17 protein-coding genes are annotated in these 22,161 nt (G+C 40.8%); 7 read left to right on the top strand and 10 right to left on the bottom strand.

From position 1 onward, the window contains the following. Window positions 1-34 precede the first annotated feature (34 nt). The 6 genes from G6047_RS06470 to G6047_RS06445 form a co-directional block, all read right to left on the bottom strand. The gene (locus G6047_RS06470; RefSeq protein ID WP_169526673.1) at window positions 35-700 is read right to left on the bottom strand and encodes a response regulator; all 666 of its coding nucleotides are present in this window, start codon (window positions 698-700) and stop codon (window positions 35-37) included. Between the two features lie 29 nt (window positions 701-729). After that, window positions 730-2,775 carry a tetratricopeptide repeat-containing sensor histidine kinase gene (locus G6047_RS06465; RefSeq protein WP_169526672.1) on the bottom strand — a complete coding sequence of 682 codons (2,046 nt, stop codon included), beginning with the start codon at window positions 2,773-2,775 and terminating at the stop codon, window positions 730-732. Between the two features lie 16 nt (window positions 2,776-2,791). After that, window positions 2,792-3,436, bottom strand: a complete 645-nt coding sequence (locus G6047_RS06460) for a response regulator (RefSeq protein ID WP_169526671.1) — start codon at window positions 3,434-3,436, stop codon at window positions 2,792-2,794. Beyond that, window positions 3,433-5,379 (bottom strand): sensor histidine kinase, encoded by a 1,947-nt coding sequence (locus G6047_RS06455; protein WP_169526670.1) that lies wholly within the window; start codon window positions 5,377-5,379, stop codon window positions 3,433-3,435. Before G6047_RS06455 ends, G6047_RS06460 begins: the two co-directional genes overlap by 4 nt. 80 nt (window positions 5,380-5,459) lie before the next feature. Next, window positions 5,460-5,753, bottom strand: coding sequence for a hypothetical protein (locus G6047_RS06450; RefSeq protein ID WP_169526669.1), 294 nt, complete (start codon window positions 5,751-5,753; stop codon window positions 5,460-5,462). 174 nt (window positions 5,754-5,927) lie between these two features. Then, complete coding sequence (locus G6047_RS06445) at window positions 5,928-6,734, bottom strand: LytR/AlgR family response regulator transcription factor (RefSeq protein WP_169526668.1); 807 nt, start codon at window positions 6,732-6,734, stop codon at window positions 5,928-5,930. A 236-nt stretch (window positions 6,735-6,970) separates the two neighbouring features. On the opposite strand from G6047_RS06445, the gene G6047_RS06440 reads away from it, so the two are divergent. Both G6047_RS06440 and G6047_RS06435 read left to right on the top strand, forming a co-directional pair. Continuing rightward, complete coding sequence (locus tag G6047_RS06440; RefSeq protein ID WP_169526667.1) at window positions 6,971-7,378, top strand: transposase; 408 nt, start codon at window positions 6,971-6,973, stop codon at window positions 7,376-7,378. Window positions 7,379-7,479: 101 nt separating this feature from the next. Then, the gene (locus G6047_RS06435) at window positions 7,480-8,286 is read left to right on the top strand and encodes a P63C domain-containing protein (protein WP_169526666.1); all 807 of its coding nucleotides are present in this window, start codon (window positions 7,480-7,482) and stop codon (window positions 8,284-8,286) included. Here G6047_RS06435 and G6047_RS06430 read toward each other — a convergent pair whose 3' ends face one another. Next, the gene (locus tag G6047_RS06430; protein WP_169526665.1) at window positions 8,287-9,831 is read right to left on the bottom strand and encodes a glycine--tRNA ligase; all 1,545 of its coding nucleotides are present in this window, start codon (window positions 9,829-9,831) and stop codon (window positions 8,287-8,289) included. Between the two features lie 120 nt (window positions 9,832-9,951). On the opposite strand from G6047_RS06430, the gene G6047_RS06425 reads away from it, so the two are divergent. After that, window positions 9,952-10,635, top strand: coding sequence for a ComF family protein (locus G6047_RS06425; RefSeq protein ID WP_169526664.1), 684 nt, complete (start codon window positions 9,952-9,954; stop codon window positions 10,633-10,635). Window positions 10,636-10,708: 73 nt separating this feature from the next. Further along, a complete protein-coding gene (locus G6047_RS06420; RefSeq protein WP_169526663.1) occupies window positions 10,709-12,292 on the top strand; it encodes an Ig-like domain-containing protein in 1,584 nt (527 codons plus the stop codon). On the opposite strand, the gene G6047_RS06415 is transcribed toward G6047_RS06420, so the two are convergent. Next, entirely contained in the window at window positions 12,279-13,061 is a 783-nt protein-coding gene (locus tag G6047_RS06415; protein ID WP_211165394.1) for a nitrilase family protein, read from the bottom strand. The two genes, G6047_RS06420 and G6047_RS06415, sit on opposite strands and share 14 nt — an antisense overlap. Window positions 13,062-13,067: 6 nt before the next feature. Beyond that, complete coding sequence (locus G6047_RS06410) at window positions 13,068-15,857, bottom strand: GH92 family glycosyl hydrolase (RefSeq protein WP_449404255.1); 2,790 nt, start codon at window positions 15,855-15,857, stop codon at window positions 13,068-13,070. Between the two features lie 186 nt (window positions 15,858-16,043). Here G6047_RS06410 and G6047_RS06405 point away from each other — a divergent pair, with 186 nt between their 5' ends. From G6047_RS06405 to G6047_RS06395, 3 genes are read left to right on the top strand one after another with little or no spacing between them, the layout of a single operon-like run. Further along, window positions 16,044-17,714, top strand: coding sequence for a T9SS type A sorting domain-containing protein (locus G6047_RS06405; RefSeq protein ID WP_169526662.1), 1,671 nt, complete (start codon window positions 16,044-16,046; stop codon window positions 17,712-17,714). A 2-nt stretch (window positions 17,715-17,716) separates the two neighbouring features. Then, a complete protein-coding gene (locus G6047_RS06400) occupies window positions 17,717-19,501 on the top strand; it encodes a T9SS type A sorting domain-containing protein (RefSeq protein ID WP_169526661.1) in 1,785 nt (594 codons plus the stop codon). A 14-nt stretch (window positions 19,502-19,515) separates the two neighbouring features. Next, window positions 19,516-21,321 carry a T9SS type A sorting domain-containing protein gene (locus G6047_RS06395; protein ID WP_169526660.1) on the top strand — a complete coding sequence of 602 codons (1,806 nt, stop codon included), beginning with the start codon at window positions 19,516-19,518 and terminating at the stop codon, window positions 21,319-21,321. A gap of 76 nt (window positions 21,322-21,397) precedes the next feature. Here the strand turns inward: G6047_RS06395 and G6047_RS06390 are convergent, their stop codons facing one another. Further along, entirely contained in the window at window positions 21,398-22,156 is a 759-nt protein-coding gene (locus tag G6047_RS06390) for a succinate dehydrogenase/fumarate reductase iron-sulfur subunit (RefSeq protein ID WP_169526659.1), read from the bottom strand. Between the last annotated feature and the right edge of the window lie 5 nt (window positions 22,157-22,161).

Here is a 22,161-nt window from a genome sequence, read left to right as displayed (position 1 = left end):
ATTACGGTTTCCCGCATATTTGATTTTAGGGCTGTTATAAAAGTCCCCTGCCTTTGGCCTGGCGTATCAAATCTATATCGGAACCGCCTTTGACACCAAGGTTTTCCTTTAGGTTGAGCTTACGTTTTTCAACGGCGCTCAAAGACAACGGAACATAGCTTGGAATGTCTTTGGTCTTGATGCCTTTTGACAAATGATAGAGGATTTGTTTGTCGAACTGATCCAAATCTATCGTATCGGCCTGGATTTGCCCTACCAGACGCACCACGGTCTGGCTGTAATAATTCTCGTGGTTCAATATTTTATCGAAGGCCGTGAGCAATTCGTCAAACGTGAGGTCGTTTTTGATGACCAATCCGTTCGGATTGATAACTTTAAGAATATTATTGATTTTGAGAAGCTCGGTGTGCATGGTGAGCAAAATGACTTTGCAATCTGGCATTTTGTCTTTGATGAGCAATGCGAGGTCTTCGCCCGAATGGATATTTTTTTCTTCGTAAGGCGGCATGCTGATATCAAAAAACGCAATCTGGAACGAATTATCCGGATTCGTGATTTGATCGTAACCCGAACGGCAGTCATTGGCCTGGGTAATCGTGAACTCTTTGTCTCCGGAACTATAGCCCTTTATGGCATTTTTGTAGGCCTCAATTATAAACGGATGATCGTCTACAATTAAGATGTTGATTTTTTCTGACATTAGTAGTTATTTGTAGTTGTTTGTTCTATTTATGCGAGAATTGGGGTGGGACTCGAAAGCGTCTCTTGTGAAACGGTTGGCAAAATAGGAAATAAAATGGTAATGGCAGTGCCTTTGCCTTTTTGGGATTTAATATCGAACACGCCATTACATTCGCTTGTTCGTGAAACCATGTTCTGCAACCCGATTCCGCGGCTCTTTTTGTCGGCATCAAAACCCAGTCCGTCGTCTACCACATCAAGCCGTATCTGGTTATCTTCGAGTTCAAGGGATACCTTGATATGGGATGCCTTTGCGTATTTATTGATGTTCTGCAATGCTTCCTGGAATATGCGGTAAATATTTATCTTGAGGTTGTTGCCTACCGTATCCCATTTGATTTCCTGATCGAACTCTACATCTACCTCAGGTTCGAAATTCGCCGACTGCTCCTCGAACAGATTCGTAAGGATGGCCACAAAGTTATTGATAAGCACCGTTTTTTCGCGGTTCAGGTCGTGGGATATTTCGCGTATGTCCTGTTCGATATTTTTTAGTTCGTTCAGGTAGTTGACACTTTTTTCGCGTGCTTCATCGCCTTCGGCCCGGTTGAGGCTGTCCAGGTTCATACGCGCGCCAAACAAACGGCCCAACACCCCATCATGCAATTCCTGCGCAATACGTTTCTTTTCCTTGATACGGCCTTCCTCTATGTTATTCTGCTGGGCCAGCATGAGGTTATAAATATCTTCGTTGGCTTTTTGCTGTGCTTGTTTCATCAACAATTCGCGGTTCTTGGCACGTTGCGTCCGGATGACGAACAACAGCAGGCCTATCATGACCGTGCCTATGAAGAATAGAAACAGGTTGCGGTTTTGGGTCTGGAGCTGGGAATTGGCTTCGGAGATTTCGTTGGTTTCGAATTGGATTCGGGCGAATTTGTCTTTTGATAATCTTTCTGCTTGTTGGAGACTATCATTTATTCTTATATAAATTTCCGAATAATAGGATGCATTTTTCTTATCAACTTTCGTTGCTTGTTTTAATGAAGCAAGTAAGTCAAGTGGTGAATTAGAATTTTTTGATAATTTGACAGCGTCCATCGCAAAGCCTTTTGACTCTATTGAATCTTTAGTTTTCCATGAAAGTTCGGACAAATGTATTTTATTGTAGATTTTACCGGAAGTAAAATTTAGAGAATCTCTTATTTTATATGATGTTTCAAATTGTTCTCTAACGCCTTTATAAATGTTACTCTTTAATTTAGAATATCCTAAATTGTCTATTATCATTGCATAAATATCAGGGAATTGTTTTTTGAGAAACTTGTCTTCAGTTAATGCTTGATTATAAAAATCAATAGCCTTATTGTATTCTCCCAAATTTTGATAAACGTTCCCAATATTATTCAAGGATGTAACCGCTTGACCATTACCTTTAAGACCCTTGGTTTTTGTTAAATTATATGCTTTTGTATGGTAGGTAATTGCTTTATCATATTCTTTTAAGTCATTCGCAATAACCCCTATCATGGTAAGAGCTTCATAAATACTTTGATTATTTTCAGTTTCTGTCAAATCAGATAACGCTCTAGTTAATGATAGTTCAGAGCCTAAATAATCACTTTCGTAATACTGTAAGATTCCTTTTCCTAAAAGTATTTTACCCAAAGCCTCTTGATCTTTAATTTGCTCAAATAATTTTTCAGCTCTGGTATAAAAATATAAAGCACTATCGGGAACATAAGTCCTTCTGTAATACTCAGCTTTGTATCTATAACTTTTTCCAAGATTTAATGTATCTTTAGACTTTTTTGCTAAAATAGCGGCTCGGTTTGTTAGATCCAAAAAGTCTTTCGTTTCATTTAGCTCATAAAATTTATTAGCTGTTGAAATAAGACTCTTTCTGGTTTCAAAAGTATTTGGAGAATTTAATAAAATCTGTGCTTGAGTTTTAAGTAATGAAATAGGTCCATTAGCATTTGCAATCGTAGAATCCCGAGTCGCTTTTATTTTTGAAGTGTTATTTATTTCTTTAGATTTCTCTCTATGACAATTGATAAAAATAAAAACTAATATTATTATGCCATTTTTCAAATACTGAAAAATGAAATTATATGTATCCTTTTGATCTTGCCTCAAATAATATGTCTTCATCCGTTCCTTTGGATATATTGAAAAATTCTTTAATAATTGCTTTACGTTTGTCAATAGCAGTTAAAGATAGATTTAAATAATTTGGTAAATTCTTGGTTTTAATACCTTCATTAAGCAAAATTATTATCTTTTGATTTGTAGAATCTAGATAAAGCTTTTGATTGACAATATTATCATGTGCTTTTATTATTGAATTTGTGAAATATTTCTTATTTGTAAGTGCCGATTTAAAAGCAACAATTAATTGTTGATCATCGAAATCAGCCTTATTTAAGAAACAAATTGGGTTAATGTCTTTTATTATTGCTTGAATTAATAATGTTTCTACGCATGACGTAATGACCATTATTTTTGACCCAATCCTATTTTTAATTATTTCTTTTCCAATTTCTTGCCCAATCTTCACATTGCTTTTGCCTTCAGAAGGTAGCATTATATCCAAAATTATAACATCAAAATGTTGATTTGTGTTCTGAACTAAGAGAAGTGCTTCTTTTAAGCAAGAGGCCCAACTGATATTTAATTCAAATTCTTTTGATAGAATGGCTTTATATCCATGCATCATTCCAAAATGATCTTCTATTATTAAAAGATTTATCATATCTCAATATGTATTTTAAAGCCCTCTTTTTTTGAAATTGTTAACCTTCCATTCATTTCACTAACACGACTTTTAATATTTTTTATGCCATTCCCTAAATTAAAATTTTTTTTGAATGAACTTCCATTATCCAAAATATCAATTATTATAATTTTCTTTTTTTCAATTCCGATGAATATTTTATCTGCGTTGGAGTGTTTTTGTATATTATTTAACGATTCTTGAAAGATTCTATATAAATTCTTTTTTATATCTAAATCTATTTTTATCCAGTCTATTTCAGAGTCTAAATGAAAAGTTACTGTTCTTCCTTTATTATGGTTCTTGAAATCTTTGATTAGGTTCCTTATCATTGGTACAAAATTCTCTATTTCTATTTCATGGCTTATGTTGTGAGAAATATTTCTAATCGAAAATTCCAATTGTTTTAAATCTGATAAATAAGATTCAAAATCTTCTTTTGAGTAGGTGCTATTAAGAATTCCATGAATATTTAGTCTAATGCTTGACAGTTTATTCATAATTCCATCATGTAATTCGCGTGCAATTTTCATTCTACTAGATTGTATACTTAACTCATATGATTGTTTTTGTTTAAGGAAAAGTTTATAAAAATTTTGGTTTGCCGACAATTCTCTCTGCTTGGTTTTTATTTTTGAGTTTTGAAACTTTTGGTTGATAATAATTAACAGTAGAAATAAAATCGATATACCTAATAATAATAATAAAATCCATCTTACTTTTTCTTTTTTAGTGCTCTTTAAATCCAAAAGTACATTATCAAGTTCATAGTCCATCCTATAATATTTCTCACGATTCTTTAAGAGTTGTGTATGAATTTTCTCGGTTGCATCAGTATATCGAATAAAGTTTTCGCGGGACATTTCCATCATCACTATTCGCTTATTTGCCATTACTAATTCTTCCATTAAATTATTTGTCTGGGCCATTTGTGAAGCTTCTTTAGCAAATTTTAGTGCTTTATCAACTTTATTTTCTTTATAATAAATTTCAGACAAGTGAATTTTATTCAAAATTACTCTATCTCGAATGTTGTGTTTTTCATTAATTTTCAAGGCCTCAAGCATAAGTTTATCATCCAATAATCCTGTCGCTTTGAATTTAGAATAGCCTGCTGCATCTAGAACATTCGCATAAAAAACTTCATGCTCCTTTGAAATATTCTGATTATTCAAAATGGCGAATAAATCTCTGGTTGCTCTTTTAAAGTTTTGTTTATCAAATTCAATTAAGGCAATATTGTACCTTATTATTTCTTTAGGAACAATTAATTTTGAAACCTTTGATTCTTTTAAATACCTTGTGTAAGCCTTAAGATGGTATAATTTTGATTCTTTATAATTTTTCATTTCTCTACTAACCATCCCCAAAAGATTATAAATGATTGTTTGTTGATCTCCAAAATCATATTCTTTATTGTCCTCAACAACTTTCAAAGCATTTAATCCTGTTATCTCTGCTCCTAAATAATCTCCTTTGGAGTAAAGAAAATTTGCCTTTACATTCAGCGCTTTAACTAGATTTCGATAATCGTCATTTTTTGAAAATATTTTGATTGCTCTATTTATATTTCTAAAGGATTTTTGTCCACCAAAAGCATCGAAATATTCAGCATAGTATAATTGCAATTTTCCTTGTTGTGAGGTTTGCTTATTTTCTAGGAAATGATTTAAACTGTCACATACCCTTTTGTATTGAGACAGATTGTACGAGTTCCAATATCGATTTGCCAACTTAAAATAAAAATGACATTTTACAGAATCATTATTAGTGAATCTCAGTTTTTGTTCTATCACCAAAAGTTGTCTAACATCGTGACTTTTATCGTAGTTTTTAAAATGATTTACAACTTCATCAAAAGATTGAGTAGTATCGCATCCAAAAATTAAAACTAAACTTAGAAGTAAAACTATTCTTTTCATCAAAATATAAAAAAAGGGCTATCAAACGATAGCCCTTCATTTTGTACTAATATTTACAATATTTTTAAAATCAAATCTGGTCAGTCAAGTCCTTTAGTTGGTTTTGGAAGCTGCTGTCCATTCCCTCCTTGATCCAAATAATCAAGGCCTTTAGGTTGTTTTGGAAGTTGCTGTCCATTTCCGCCTTGATCCAAATAATCAAGGCCTTTAGGTTGTTTTGGAAGTTGCTGTCCATTTCCGCCTTGATCCATATAATCTAGACCTTTAGGTTGTTTTGGAAGTTGTTGTCCGTTTCCACCCTGATCAGGTGCTGTGAACGAAGTCAATACCATTACCATGGTAAATAGACCGAAAGTTAAAATTGCTTTTTTCATAATTTGAGACATTTATTTTGTTCGTGATATTTTAGTTTTTGGAGCAACGCGTCACTCATGCGTTACAGGTGTAAAAGTATACACGATGTCTCTGTCAGTCCCCATGAATACAGGGCTGATTGGTAGAATGCATTCGTTTGTTAGTGAATGAATGCAGTTTAAAATGTGGATGGATTAAAATTCAAGGTAGTTTCCGCCCGTAATTTGGTTCAAAATACCATCTACATTGTCCTTATAGGACTTCGAAAATGGAATTTTAAGCGAATCTTTGAGGTAGCAGACAGAATTTCCGAGATGTATACGTGTTACAAAGTCACTATTGACTATATAACTATTGTGTATACGGACGAACGGCAATTTGAGGGAAGTTTCAAATTGTTTAAGCGTTTTGAAGGCCGTAACCATCTCTCCGTTCCTGAGATAGATATCGGTTGAATTGTTATCTGCCTGCATATAAAGAATATCAGCCGCTTCTATAAAACGGTAATCCCCATACGATTTTACGCAAAGAATAAGCGGCTTTTCTATGGGAGCTGCTTCAATCGTAGCAATAATAGGTGTTGGCTCCGGGGTTTCGCGAACTACTTCCATTATGGGAACGGTTCCAAAATCTTTCTCGAAACGGAGTAACGTCTTCCTTAATTCAAAAGACCGGAATGGTGCAACGAGCATATCCAGCACACCATATTTAAGAACCTGGAATGCTTTTTCCTGGGATTTGGCCGTCACTATAATTTGTGGCGGTTTGTTCAGGAAACGATAAAGCTCACTTATAAAACTCAGATTAAGCCCTGATTCGGGGTTATCCGGATCAATTTCGAGAAAAATAAGGTCGGGAAGTTTTTCCAATACCAATTCCAGCCCACTATCAAAGTCGGCTGCAGTTCCACAACACTCGTATTTTGGGAATAAAGACAACGCGGCCTTTGTTTCCGCTAACTCGTGGTGGTTATCGGTAATAATTACGTATTGGTGCTTCATTTGGGCTTAGGGAACCACAAATTAGCCAGTAGGTAAGCATGCGATTTAGGGATTTCGCACTACTAAAATAAAGTTAATGAAATGCCATTGGTCGACTACTTAAAAAAAATACCCAATACTTTTTAACCGCAACATTATCGGTAAGAATAATCGTCCAACAGCCTATTATCAAGTAAAAAAAAGTTGAATTATACTTGTTTACACTAATTATTTGAAAATTATGTTATTTTTGAAAAATGAAAAAACAACTACCATATTTTGAATCGGAAACAGAATGCAAAAATTATCTGGAAGCCTTGAGATGGCCAAATGGCGTTATAAGTCCCTTTGATGAATACTCAAAAATATACCTCTGTAAAGGAGAAAAGTTCAGATGCCGCAATACCGGAAAGTATTTTAATGTTCGAACAGGTACTCTTTTTAGCAATAGCCGGTTGAGTCTTAATAACTGGACAGATTTGCTGAATCAAGCCTGGCAAGGGAATATTGATGTGAAATGGATTGCGGAACAATACAATCTGAGTTTAAAATCTGCCTATTTGATTCATCAAAAACTTTTATCGGTTATAGAAATGGAAAAAACGGAACAACCAACAGCCGAACAATTCACATTAGCAGATTGGCTATTCCAAATTAAAAATTAACAATGTTATTCGGAAAGCCCCAAACTTTTACATCTTGGTTCACATACAAAATCCAGGGATATTGTGATTTTAAGGAGACTTACATCTCCAAAAAGTCAGTTTTGAAATTATTCGGCTACAGTACTTCTTCAGGTTGGCTGGCAGATTATTTAATGACCTTCCAAAAATTTACCCTTGTTCCGGAAAAGCTTATTACAGAAATAACGACTCCGAAATTGATCAAATCCAAAAACGGGAAAAAAAATAGCATAGAGGAAGTGTACACGCTAACTACGTTCTTTGATCTTTGTAGTTTCATTCTTCAGGCAAAAGAGGAAGGCTACATTGGATTCTTGGATTTAAAAATCGCGACGACGGCAGAAAATATTCTCAACTCCAACAAAATAATTCCGCTACATATAGCCATAGCCGAAATCAGCGGACAAAATTTTTATAAATCAAGGATTTTGGAAAAAACAGCTGAATTGCTGAAAAAAAAATCCGGAGATTCAAGTTATGAATGGATAAAGGCATTGCCTGTCTACTTTATCGAACATCTCTTCGAATTAAGAAACTTAGACTGGGAAATAGGTGATGGAATCATTTCCGATTTATCAGAATTACTACAGAAAGTAGTCTTTACTCGCTTGCCACATACCGTTTACGAAGACATGAGACAAAAACTCCCAAAAAGAAGCTACAGGCGTAAAAATTACAGCGCCCAAACTATCGGGAATGAAGATTTAGCCGAAATACTCACGGCAATAAAGGCATTGATCGTAACCTCAAACAACAGCGAATCGGTACTTTATCAATTGCTGGATAAAATCTACCCGATAAGGCCCGAAGCAACGGAAATACACAAAATATCAGTTCCAACAATCCTACTATCGGAACAGGAAACAGAAATTAAGGAATTGATCTTCTAATTAAAGTGAATTCGTCAGCCAACGGTGCATTCCAACTTCTTCAAGGATAAGGCTTCTCAATGAAGAAACAGACACACGATCCTGTTTCATGGAATCACGATGACGGATAGTAACGGTTTTATCTTCCAGCGATTGATGGTCAACAGTAATACAAAACGGCGTTCCAAGCGCATCCTGACGGCGATAACGACGTCCGACGGCATCCTTTTCATCATATGTCACATTAAAATCCCACTTCAAATCTTCAACGATAGATTTTGCCAACTCGGGCAAACCATCTTTTTTGACGAGTGGAAGAACCGCAGCTTTTATTGGAGAAACCACTGCCGGAAGAGCTAAGACGGTACGCGTAGAGCCATCTTCCAACGTTTCTTCCTTCAAAGAATTTGAGAAAACGGCAAGGAATAAACGATCCAAACCTACCGATGTTTCAACTACATAAGGCGTATAATTCTCATTGAGTTCAGGATCGAAATACTGAAGCTTTTTACCCGAATATTCTTCATGAGCCTTCAAGTCGAAATCTGTTCTTGAATGAATTCCTTCGAGTTCCTTGAATCCAAATGGAAACTTGAATTCGATATCGGCAGCCGCATTGGCGTAATGAGCCAGTTTTTCATGGTCGTGGAAACGATAGTTCTCACGTCCCAATCCAAGCGACAAATGCCATTTGAGGCGTGTTTCTTTCCAGTATTCGTACCATTTCATCTCATCGCCCGGACGCACGAAAAACTGCATTTCCATCTGTTCGAACTCGCGCATACGGAAAATGAACTGACGCGCAACGATTTCATTCCGGAATGCTTTTCCGGTCTGGGCGATACCAAATGGAACTTTCATCCTACCCGATTTCTGGACATTGAGGAAATTGACGAAAATTCCCTGAGCCGTTTCCGGACGCAGGTACAAATCCATGGCATTTTCGGCAGATGCACCAAGCTTTGTCCCGAACATGAGGTTGAACTGACGCACATCGGTCCAGTTTTTTGAACCGGTATCCGGATCGGCGATTTCAAGCTCTTCGATAAGCGCTTTTACATCGGCGAGCAAATTATTCTCAAGCGAATGTGCCAGACGAGTCAAAATCGCCTTCTGCTTATCTTTATATTCCTTTACACGCGCATTTGTAGCCACGAATTGCTCTTCATCGAAAGCATCACCAAAACGCTCACGGGCTTTATCTATTTCTTTTTGCGCTTTCTGGTTGATTTTTTCAGCGAAATCCTCGACCAATGTATCGGCACGGAAACGCTTTTTGGAATCTTTGTTATCGATTAACGGATCGTTGAACGCATCAACGTGTCCTGAAGCTTTCCACGTGGTCGGGTGCATCAGGATAGCCGCATCGATGCCGACAATATTATCATGCAACTGAACCATGGCTTTCCACCAGTATTCGCGAAGGTTTTTCTTGAGTTCGGCTCCGTTCTGGCCGTAATCGTAAACGGCGCTAAGACCGTCATAAACTTCACTCGACGGAAAAATAAACCCGTATTCCTTGGCGTGGGAAATCACATTCTTGAAAAAATCCTCTGGTTTCGACATGATAAAATAATGCGCTTTGATTTGAGACGCGAAAGTAAATATTCTCGCGCAAGGGCAAAAGGAATACGGCAGATTTAAGTCGAAAATCCTTATCTTTAGGTTTTTAAACGCCATTCAATCATGTTACACGCCTTACTCCACCTGTTCTTCCCGGAACTTTGTTCGGGTTGCAAAAAAATCCTATCGCCTTCAGAAGCTCTTTTGTGTTTGCGCTGCAGACATGAAATACCTTTTACGAGACACGAGCATTTACCTCAAAACGAAGCTTTTACCAAATTCTATGGACGTGTCGAGGTGGAATCCGTACAATGTATGTTGTCCTATCAAAAAGAAGGAATTGTCAAGAATTGCATCCATCGGTTGAAATACCAGGGAAAGCAGGAAATAGGAACCTTATTCGGTTTGTGGTTTTGTGCCGATGCAAAACGATTGGAACAGTTGTCCGGAATCGACTATATCATTCCCGTTCCGTTACATCCGAAGAAACTCAAAAAACGCGGATACAACCAAGTCACGACTTTCGCAAACACCATTTCTCAAAAAACAGGGATTAAAGTGGCTGAAAATATTCTATTTCGGAATTATAACACATCGACACAGACAAAGAAAAACCTTTTTAGCCGTTCCCAGCTCAAATCGGAGTTGTTTGAAGCTATTGATAATCCGGAATATTATGATTGCCATTTATTGATTGTGGACGATGTTTTAACCACAGGAGCCACACTTGAAAACTGTATCCGGGCTTTGCATAAACTCCGGAATTGCCGCATAAGCGTTGCGTGCATGGCCTTTTCACAATCCTGATACGTCATAAATTTTTACAAACGGCTTCACCACCGCAGAATATATCGTTATTTTGTGCCTAAATTCCGCAGCATTGAGATCATCGCTTTCCCTATTGCTTATTCTACTTTTGGTTTTGACCGGATGTGCCAAACGCGGCAGCATCACCGGCGGCTTAAAAGATACCATTCCGCCAGTACTTACCGGAAGCATCCCTAAGAATTACAGCACCAGCTTTGACGGAAAAGTGATCAAATTGTCATTCGATGAATTGGTGAAACTCAAAGACATCAACAAACAATTGGTGGTTTCTCCTCCCATGAAAACGCCTCCGGTAATTTCACCCACTACTGCTTCGAAGCTGTTTACCATCACCATCAAAGACACTTTAAAGCCGAATACCACATATAGTTTCAACTTCGGGCAAAGCATCCAGGACAATAACGAAGGCAATATGTACCCGCAGTTCAAGTATGTTTTTTCGACCGGAACATATGTCGATTCGCTTCAATTGGCCGGACGGATTACGGATGCGTACAACAAAAAAGCCGATAATTTCGTGTCGGTCATGCTATACGAGGTCGATGAGAATTTCACCGATTCCATCATCTACAAAAAACCGCCGCGTTATGTAACCAATACGCTCGACAGCCTTACCACATGGAAGCTGGAGAATCTTAAGGAAGGAAAATACCTGCTGATTGCGCTCAAGGACAAGAGCGGCAATAACACCTATCAGCCCAAATCGGATAAAATAGGTTTCCGCAAAGAGTTGATCACACTTCCGAACGACACCCTTTTCCAGATTGATCTTTTCAAGGAAGATGTCAAATTCAAAGCACTCAAACCCACGCTTGATGCCGGACATAAATTGCTTATGGGTTATGAAGGAAATCCGGAAAACGTTGAAGTCACGGTAAAGAACGGAGAAGAAATACTAAAGTCCGAAGTGACGAAATTTCCAGACAAAGATTCCGTAAATATTTGGTTCCCAAAGATAAAAGCAGATTCTTTAGGCATCTCAATCAAAAAAGGAGATTACATCAAGAATTTCTACACCAAAATCAAAGACCAGAAAAAAGATTCGCTTTCATTTAAAAAGGTTGGCAAATTTTCGTTCCGCGATAATCTCAAAATAGAATCGAGCATTCCGGTTGATAAGATTGACGAATCCAAAATAACGCTTATTCGCAAAGATTCCTCAAAAGTCGAATTCAAGACCGAATATGACAAGTTCACCAAACAAATCACGTTTATCTTTGACAAACAGCCGTCCGAAAAATATTCCATGCGTCTGTTTCCAGGTGCCATAACCGATTTTTACGGAACCGTCAACGATACGCTAAAATACTCGGCTACGACCAAGGAACTGTCTGAATTCGGGAATTTGAGGGTAAAGCTCGAAAATGCAAATCGTTTCCCTATTGTCGTAGAGCTTACTGATGCCAAAGGAAATGTTCAGGCTACAGCCTACACCGAAAAAGAAACCACGGTAGATTTCAATGCGTTGGAGCCTAACAAATACACACTTCGCATCATTTATGACGACAACAAGAACAAACGTTGGGATTCAGGTAATTATCTCCAAAAAATACAGCCTGAAGAAGTCATCTATTTTCCAAAAGAAATAGAAGTCCGCTCCAATTGGGATGTCGAACAACCGTTTACCTTACCGTAATTTCGTCGCGATCGTCCAAAAACCCGAATTTCTTGCGGAAAGTATCCAAATCTGTTTTGTCCAATTGCGCCACAAAAATACCTCCTTCCCCAAACGCCTGTATTAAAGCGTTTCCAGCAAAATCGACAATCTGGGATTGGCCGGTATATTCCAAACCATTCGGGTCTGAACCGATTCGATTCACCCCAATTACATACGATATATTCTCTATGGCGCGTGCTTTCAGCAATGTTTCCCAGGCCAGAATTCGCGGCGCGGGCCAATTGGCGACATAGACTAGCGCATCGTAATCATCATTGAATCTCGAAAAAGCCGGAAATCGCAAATCGTAACAAATCTGGAGGCAAATCCTGAAAGCACCAACCTTAACAATCACACGATTGTTTCCGCTTGTATAACGTTCATTTTCACCTGAAAGCGTAAACAAATGCCTTTTGTCGTATTGGCTGAGATTTCCGGATACATCAGCAACGATCAATCGGTTGTAAAAGTTCCCGTTTTCACTAATGACAAGGCTTCCGGCAATGGAAATGTTGTATTCAGCTGCTTTTCGTTTCATCCATTGAACCGTTTCACCATCCATGGTTTCGGCGACAGATTCCGGTTTCATGGTAAATCCCGTCGAAAACATTTCCGGAAGTACGAGCAAATCCAATTCACCTTGGAATTCAGCCAGTTTTACATCGATAAAGTTTCTATTTACTGATGGATTTTCCCATTCCAATTTCATCTGAAGCACGCCAACGTTAATATTTTCGGGGTTTTTCATCACTGGTTATTTAATGGTTATCTCGTCGATAAAAATGAAAGCCTCGCCTCCTGAACCTTGGTGCCACTCTGGCAATTTGCCAAAATTCTTCGCAATGATCTTGACATATCTGGCTTGCGCCGATGGAAATTCAGCTGCAAAATCTTTTATCTGGACGTCCGGATTTTTAGCATCGATGGTATTTTTTATCGTTTTTACCAAACGGAAATCCACATTGTCATCGGACACAAAATAATCCACCGATGTCGGCATCACGATCCATGCTCGGCTATCCTGGAGAAATCGTGCATCGACAGATGAAATTTCCAGACTTTTTTTCAAATCGACAACTGCTTCAAAATCCTGTCCCTGATAGCCTTGCCAGTCGCCTTTTCGCCAGTTTTCGGAACCTAAAATACCGTCGAGCAAACCATCCGGGCCGCCAGCGTGATACTGAGGATTGTATTTGGATTTGATATCGATGGAGAAATCATTCGGTTTTTTGTAGAATGTAGCGGAGACGGTATCGCTTACTTTTCCGTTTCTGTCTGAGGCGTAAAATTCAATCTCACTCGTTTTCAAAATCTCTAACGGTTTAAAAAATATCCTGAAGTAACTGTTGTGGCTATTTATTCGGTATTCATATTCCATTGCCGGATCAGGCGAAGAAAAGGAGATAAGGGTTCTGTCTTTAAACGATTTCCCTGATGATTCAATGGCGGGAACAGCAATGATGGTATCATATACCAATTGACGTTCAGGTCTCTGATTTCGAAAATAATCTAATTGGTTCGAAACGGGAATTATCTTTCCGTCAACATTTAACTTCACATTCTTAAAATACAATCCTGTCCAATCCCATTTGCCACTTCCCGGTGTGACATCATATAATCCAATCGAACTCAGCACATACCACGCACTCATCTGTCCGCAATCTTCATTACCAATCAAACCATCGGGTGCATTCTTGTAGAAATTATCGAGTATGAACCTGACTTTTTCGTTCGCCTTTTCGGGCTTTCCTATATAGTTGTACAGATAAACCATATGATGGCTCGGCTCATTTCCGTGTGCATATTGCCCGATCAATCCGGTAATATCGACCTGTTCGCGTCCCGTTGTTGCCGATGGTTCAGAAAACATTTGATCCAATTTCGCCTCAAACGCATCTTTTCCGCCATAGGCCGCAATCATTCCTTCAATGTCCTGAGGCACAAAAAACGAGTATTGCCACGAATTCCCTTCAGTAAAATTATTATTCACTTCGCGCGGATCAAATGGTTTGTCCCAACCGCCATTTTTCTTTGGCCGCATGTGCTTGGTTTCGGGATCGAACAGGTTCTTCCAGCTTTGCGACCGTTTCATGAAATACCGGTAATCATCTGGTTTGTTGAGCATATAAGCCATTTGCGCGATGCACCAGTCGTCATAAGCGTATTCAAGAGTCTTGGAAACCGATTCGTGTTCGTCGTCGATAGATATGAAACCGCGTTTTTTATACGCATCCAATCCCAAATGATCAAGCATCGCACTGTGTTTTGCCGCCTCAAAAGCCTTTTCGTAATCAAAACCTTCGATTCCTTTGACCATCGCATCGGCCATGACGGAAACCGAATGATAGCCAATCATGCAATCGGTTTCATTCGAAGCGAGTTCCCAAACCGGAAGCCGCCCGCCTTGTTCGTATTGTGCGAGGAATGTATTGATGAAATCGGCCGTGCGCTTCTTTTCGATAAGCGTGTACAACGGATGCGCTGCACGGAACGTATCCCAGAGCGAAAAGACGCTGTAATAGTCAAAATCTTTTGCTTCGTGGATTTTATCATCTCGTCCGCGGTAGTTGCCGTCGATATCCTGGGCGATATTAGGTTGGATCATCGTGTGATATAAGGCCGAATAGAAAATGGTGGCTTTTTGTTTATCTGAAGTAGGTATTTCGATTTTAGAAAGCTGATCGTTCCATGCTTTTTCTGCATCTGCTTTGATCTTTTTGAAATCCCAGCCTTTGATTTCACTCATATTCTTTACCGCTCCTTCCACGCTGGTCGGCGATAAGGCGACTTTCACTTTTATGGTTTCCCCTTTTTTGACTTCGGATGAAAATGCGATGGACAACAGGCTTCCGGCGAAAAAAGTGTCGGTAAGTTTTGCCGGAGCAAAAGCATTGTTGTTGACTTTGGTGGCTTTCATAGGTCGGTCAAACTCGATACGCGCGAAAATTTTCTGGTTTTGTGCCCAGGCAGATGAATTCCGATAGACTTCAATTGTCTTGCTATCGATGATCCTGACCTCGCCCATCAATAGTTGGTCGCGATGGTTCAGATCGAGTATGATATTCGCCTGACCCGATTTAGTAAAAGTGTATTCATGGAATCCGACGCGTGTCGATGCTGTCAGCTTTACATCAATCCCAAACTTATCCAGAACCACCGAATAAAATCCGGCCGATGCTTTTTCATTGTCATGTGAAAACGATGACGAATAGGCTGTTTTATCCAGATTCGGTTCATCCATCGTAGGCATAAGCATGATATCGCCATAATCCGAAACCCCGGTTCCGCTCAAATGGGTATGGGAAAATCCGTAAATCACCGAATCTGAATAGTGATATCCGGAACAGCCGTCCCAACTGCCATCGATTCTGGTATCCGGCGAAAGCTGACCATTCCGAACGGCAATGTCGCTCCCGGAAAAGTATGCCCGTGACCGCCCGTACCTATAAACGGGTTCACATACTGGGAAAGTTGTGAAAATCCCAAAATGGGAATCAGCAACAGTGAAAATAAGAAGCGCATGAAGGTTCTGTAGTTTGATCAAATATAGGCAATTGCGGTTTTGGAAATCAGCACACATACGCCAAACGACGTATATGAAGCTTGGCAGATTACCGCAAATGTGTTAATCGCTGAATTCCATACCCTTAATTGCGTATTGTGGCTTGTTGGGTGCAAAACGACCTTTACCCAAATCTAAAATCCTATCACCAACCAATCTGCTACAATTATGAAACATTTTTACTTTTTGATTTTTTTGATAACTGCGACGGCTTTTTCACAATCGCCTCAGGTAAGCTGGGTCAGAACCGGTGGCTCAGACTATTCAGACGGGATCACCGCACTGGACAAAGACCAGAATGGAAACATATATGTTGGTGGATTCTACAGCAACCAGGCTCAGTTTGGGAACACCATTTTACCAAATGGTTCTTTTACGCTTTTCATCGCCAAATATGATGCGGCCGGAAACTTACTCTGGATAAAACCTTTTTCCAACGATAACTTTGTCTACATCAATTCGGTGGCTGCAGATACTGACGGAAATGTTGCCATTTGCGGCTATAGCTATATTGATTTTGATCTGGATCCGTCTGAAAATGAATTCATGGCCACCAGCGATGGCGACGGTTTTATCGCCAAATATGATCCGGACGGAAACTTTTTATGGGGCGGAACCATCAACGGCCAGAACGCGGTTACCAACGACATCGATTTTGACGCAGCCGGAAACCTGTATGCCACCGGCTTTTTTCGCGAAAGCGGCGACCTTGACATTACTGATTCGCAAGCGGTCATTACCGGAAGCCTCGATCAAAACGCATTTCTCTCGGCATATGCTCCTGACGGAACGCATCTGTGGGGATTTGGACTGGTAACAGACATCGACACCACCGTTGGGGAAAGCCTGTCCGTTCGCGATGGCTTTATTGCGCTGACCGGAGCCTTCAAAGGCAGTTCAGATTTTGATCCGTCAGCTGCCGAAGCCATCAAAGCCAGTGAAAACACAGCCGCTTTTGTTGCAAAATATACTACTGACGGCGCTTACGTATGGGCCGGAATCCTGGAATCGACAGATCCTTTTACGTCAATTTCCGGAAAAGCCGTCGATATGGATGCCGACGGAAACGTTTATGTCTTTGGCAATTACACCGATCCATTCGATGCAGATCCTTCTGAAAACGAAGTCCTGGTTCCGGGTGTCGTCCTGTATGAAAGTCTTTTCCTGTCCAAATACGATGCTGATGGCAATTATCAATGGGTAGTCGATTCGAGCGATCCGGATCGCAGTCCATGGGCGAGACATTTAGCTGTGGATGACGCAGGTAATTCGGCCATTTCGGGGTTATTCGATGAAGATATTACGTTCAAATCTTTTTCCGGTCCGGACGAAATTACGCTCACGGGTTCATCTGACATTTATGTGGCGCTTTATGATACGGATGGCCAAATCAAATCGGCAATTGCAATAGGCAGTGATGATGAAGGTTTCAAACAACGGCAGAATGACGATGCCGGAGGCGTAATCTTAACGAATGATACGCTTTACGTTGGCGGACAATTCACGACGACTACGAATTTTGCCTTCCCGGATCGTCCGCCTTTTGAAATCACGATTTCCTCAGAAGAATACAGCCAGGCCTTTCTTGCTAAATACGAAGTTGAAACATTGGGAATTAAAGATGATGGTACAGCCTCAATAACCGGCATATATCCGAACCCGGCGTATGACATTGTCTATCTGAAAGGAATAGATACACCGGTCGAATTGTTTGACATAACCGGCAGGAAATTATCGTCTTATCCTGCATTTACAACCCAAATCGATATGTCCGGTCTTTCCAGCGGAGCTTATTTATTGAAATCTGTTTCTGCTTCCTTTAAAATCCTAAAAAAATAATCATGAAAAGAATGTTGCTGCTTTTATCGCTTTTTGTTTTTGCGCTGACTTCGGCCCAGAATTTTGAATGGGTAGCTGCCGGCGGTGTCTACAACGGTTCGGCATCTTACAATATGGTCAGGTCAGTTGTCCGGGATTCACAGGGCAACATGTACCATATTACGGAATCAAACCAGAGCGCATACTGTCAGGGGGTCATTGCAGAAAATATCGTTGGTTCGACCACATTCATCCATAAGTTCAATGCTACCGGGGAATTGCAATGGATCAGACGTATCGGAACCAATTTCTATGCTTTGAATCTCGCCGTAGACGACCAGGATAATCTTTATGTTCTGGGAAATCTGTACGGCACATATGATTTGCGTTTTGAGGAACAGGTCTTTTCCGTTTCGGCCCAATACCGCAATTTCCTGTTTAAAATCAATCCGGAAGGAGAATATCAATGGCATGTCATGACCGATACTTCTGGAAGTTATGGTGCCTGTCCGTTGCTGGTTTACGCCAATGACCATATCTATACCCAAACAGGTTATACCACAATCAGTAAGCTGGATATGACCGGTGCGGTGCAAGCCACTCTTACACCAGATGTCTTTGCCAATTACAATGCACAGGATCAGATTTTCTTTTCAGATGCCGAAGCCATGCCAAACGGCGATTTGGTTTTCCACGGATGTGCTTACGCCGCCATTACATACGGGACTTTTGTCCTTACGCCTGAAACGACTAGCGGGAATGTTCCAAATATTGCATTGAGAACAGATGCTTTCCTGGACGTACAATGGGCCAAAATGTTCAATGGCGTGAATACTTCCGGCAAAAGGATGTCTGTTGATCCTGATGGGAACATTTATTTCGGCCTGCGTGTCAACACTTTCTTTACAGCCGGATCAGATACGGTTGTCAATCCGGATCCGAGCTCCACGAATTACATAGATGCGATCCTGAAGACTGATGGCGATGGAAATCCGCTTTGGATAAAATCTGTACCAACACAGGCTATGATTGATGGCGTAGTCGCCGATCCGGACGGAAGCGGAGTGGTTTTTGGCGGGTACATCGAGATGAGCCTCTCCATCGGAGATTTTCCTTTGATCTATAATGAAGGACGCGCTTTTATTGCAAAGCTCAGTTCCGATGGGGAATTCACGAATGCCTTCAACTTTGCGGCCGGAAGTTTCGGGACGAACAACCATATCATTTCCGGAGCCGACGGAAAATTCATTGCCGCCGGACATTTGGTTGGCGGAACCGGAGAATTCGGGTGTTTGGAAGCCACCGATACTTTCGGCTTTTACCTGGCACAATTCACGCTTGACCCTATCGATGCGCCAACGCCTGTTATCAGCCAGAACGAATCCATGCTTACGGCTTCTCCTGAATTCGACGGCACTATCCAATGGTATCTTGATGACGAATTAATTGAAGGTGCTACTTCACAGACACTTGAAATTTCTGAAGCCGGGTCTTATTCCGTGGCCTATTCCTATGAATTCGGCTGCGAAACACAAACATCTGAAACGTTCCTGTCAACAGATGCATTCCAAACCAATGAGCCCATCCGCATTTATCCGAATCCGTCTACCGGAATATTCAAACTGGAAATACCATCCGGAATAGTAGCTTATACGGTTTCCGATTTGAACGGCCGCCGGATTTTATCGGGTAACGTCAATGCTTCTGAAAACATCGACCTGAGCGGGACGGAAGACGGGATTTATCTGCTTCAACTATCCTCTGAAAACACATCAATCAGCAAAAAACTTATCAAACAAAGTCGTTAAGACCATCTGAAACCATGAAAAAAATCTATCTGCTTATTTTGTTTGGAGTCGCTATTTCCGGTCAGGCACAACGTTTTGATTGGGTCGAATTCATTTCATCGGCCAGCACCAACAATTCCGTTCAGGGTGCTTACGATATGGTTCGCGATCCCGAAGGAAACCTCTACACCATGTCTACGTTTGAAACCGATATCATGGTTGGGGACGAACTGATAGTCCACGAAGGGTTGTATAACAACAGAAACATGGTCGTGATCAAATGGTCACCGGCGGGGGAAATAATCGCATTTAAGAAAATCTACGCTCAGAGTGCCGGCCTGAATCCGCATCAACTGGCATTTGACGATGTCAACGACCAGCTGATTTTATCTACCGAAGTTTCCGGCCAACCGGTAATCATTCCGGACGATAATGTCTCTCTTGAAAATAGCGATACGGCGGTTCAGATCCTGAGATTCGACAGTGATTTGCAATTCGTCTCAAATATTCCACATTATTATACCTATGCGTGCCCGCTCGCGACCCGTGAAGGTTTTACTTACTATGCTCACGGATACAACAGCAAAGTTTTTAAGGTAAATTCAGAAAATGAAGTATCATGGTCTATTATGCCAGATGCTTCCGGGTCAATGTCTATTTACGGCCTGACTGTTGCGCCTGACGGAACTATTTTTGTTTCAGCGCGGGTGACATGGAATTCCTCGATTACTTTCGGTGCCGTTACCGTTAACGTTCCTCCCGGAAACGGCGATCAATTGGTCGTGTTTAAAATAAGCCCCGATGGGGAAGTACTCGCCGGCAAATACATTACGAGATCTACTTCTTTCTATACCCGTATGCCGATTCTTGCCGATGACAATGGCGCCGTTTATCTAATGGCCGGTTGGTTTGCCCCGGATTTGAGCATCGGACCTTTTCCGCTGTCCAACGTAAACAACGGAAACGATGCGTTCGTAGTAAAACTTGACGAAAATCTGGATCCGGTTTGGGTTACGGAATTCAAGATAACCGAAGGCAATATGCAGACAAATGATTTGGCTTTGAGCGATTCAGGTTATCTGCTCGCCGCCGGAAGCTACAACCAAAACGGCTCTTTCGGTGATTTCCAATTGCCTTATGCCGCTAACGGATCGGGTTTTCTGGCCAAGCTGAATCCGGCTGACGGGCAAGTGGCATATGCCGTTCCTCTGGGTTCGACCCAATGGACTGGAAATGCTGTGGCGGTTGTTCCAAATGGCACAGCATTCTATTGTGCCGGATTGACGAATGGACTGGGAGAAAACAGCGTGACTTTTGGCTGTTATACCAGCGGAACTCCTGGCATGTACCTGACTAAAATTGAAGATGTCGAATACGATACGCCTACATTGGAACTGGCTTATACCAATGGTGTGTTGGTTTCAGATGCATCCGCTGAGGCAGTATCTTATCAATGGTTTTTGGGCACTACGCAAATAGAAGGGGCCGACAGTCCGGATTATACTCCTGCCGCAACCGGAACGTACACCGTAATTGCAAATTTTGAATATGGATGCTCGGCAGAAGCGACGATTGAAGTAACCAGTCTGTCCACTGTTGACCGGGAACCGGATGGAATACGGGTATATCCAAATCCTTCTGAAGGAATTTTCAGTATCGATAATCCAAACGCAGTGCCTGTCCCTGTAGTTGTATCAGACCTGAACGGACGAAAAATACTTGAATCGACTTTCACGAACCGACAAAACAGGGTAGATTTATCTGCGGCAGAAAGTGGCATTTACGTGTTGAAATTATCCTCTGAAACCGGAAATAAAAGTATCCGGCTGATTAAACTGTAGTCTTGAAAAATCTGAATTTTACAAACAAAAAAACGCACCCATTACGAGTGCGTTTTCAAAGTAAAGCTTGGGTTAGTTAGCTAAAACTTGCTTTTAAATATTCGCGGTTCATACGCGCGATGTTTTCCAATGAAATTCCTTTCGGGCATTCGATTTCACAGGCACCGGTGTTGGTGCAGTTCCCGAATCCTTCCTCATCCATTTGACGGACCATAGCAAGCACGCGGTCATGGGCTTCGATTTTACCTTGCGGAAGCAATGCGTATTGGGACACTTTCGCCCCAACGAACAACATAGCCGATCCGTTTTTGCAACTCGCCACACAGGCACCGCAACCAATGCACGCTGCCGCTTCAAACGAACGGTCTGCGTCGTGCTTATTGATTGGTGTCGCATTGGCATCGATGGTATTTCCGGATGTATTTACCGATACGAAACCACCGGCTTGCTGGATTCTGTCAAACGCACTTCTATCCACAACCAAATCCTTGATTACAGGAAATGCTTTGGAACGCCAAGGCTCGATGTAAATGGTCTCGCCATCCTTGAACGTACGCATGTGCAACTGACACGTCGTGATAAGCGTGTCCGGTCCGTGTGCGCGTCCGTTGATATAGAGCGAGCACATACCGCAGATTCCTTCGCGACAGTCGTGGTCGAAAGCCACAGGTTCTTTGCGTTCGTTGATCAGCTGCTCGTTCAATTGGTCGAGCATTTCAAGGAAAGAGGAATCGGTAGAAACCTGATTCAGTTTGTAGGTTTCCATTTGACCTTTTGATTTGGCATCTTTCTGGCGCCATACCTTCAGGTTTATATTGATGTATTTAGTAGCCATTTCGT

It is taken from the genome of Flavobacterium silvaticum (assembly GCF_012911565.1).
Lineage (GTDB): Bacteria > Bacteroidota > Bacteroidia > Flavobacteriales > Flavobacteriaceae > Flavobacterium > Flavobacterium silvaticum.
The sequence above is the reverse complement of the archived record's forward strand: the minus strand, read 5'-3'. Positions and strand labels throughout refer to the sequence as shown.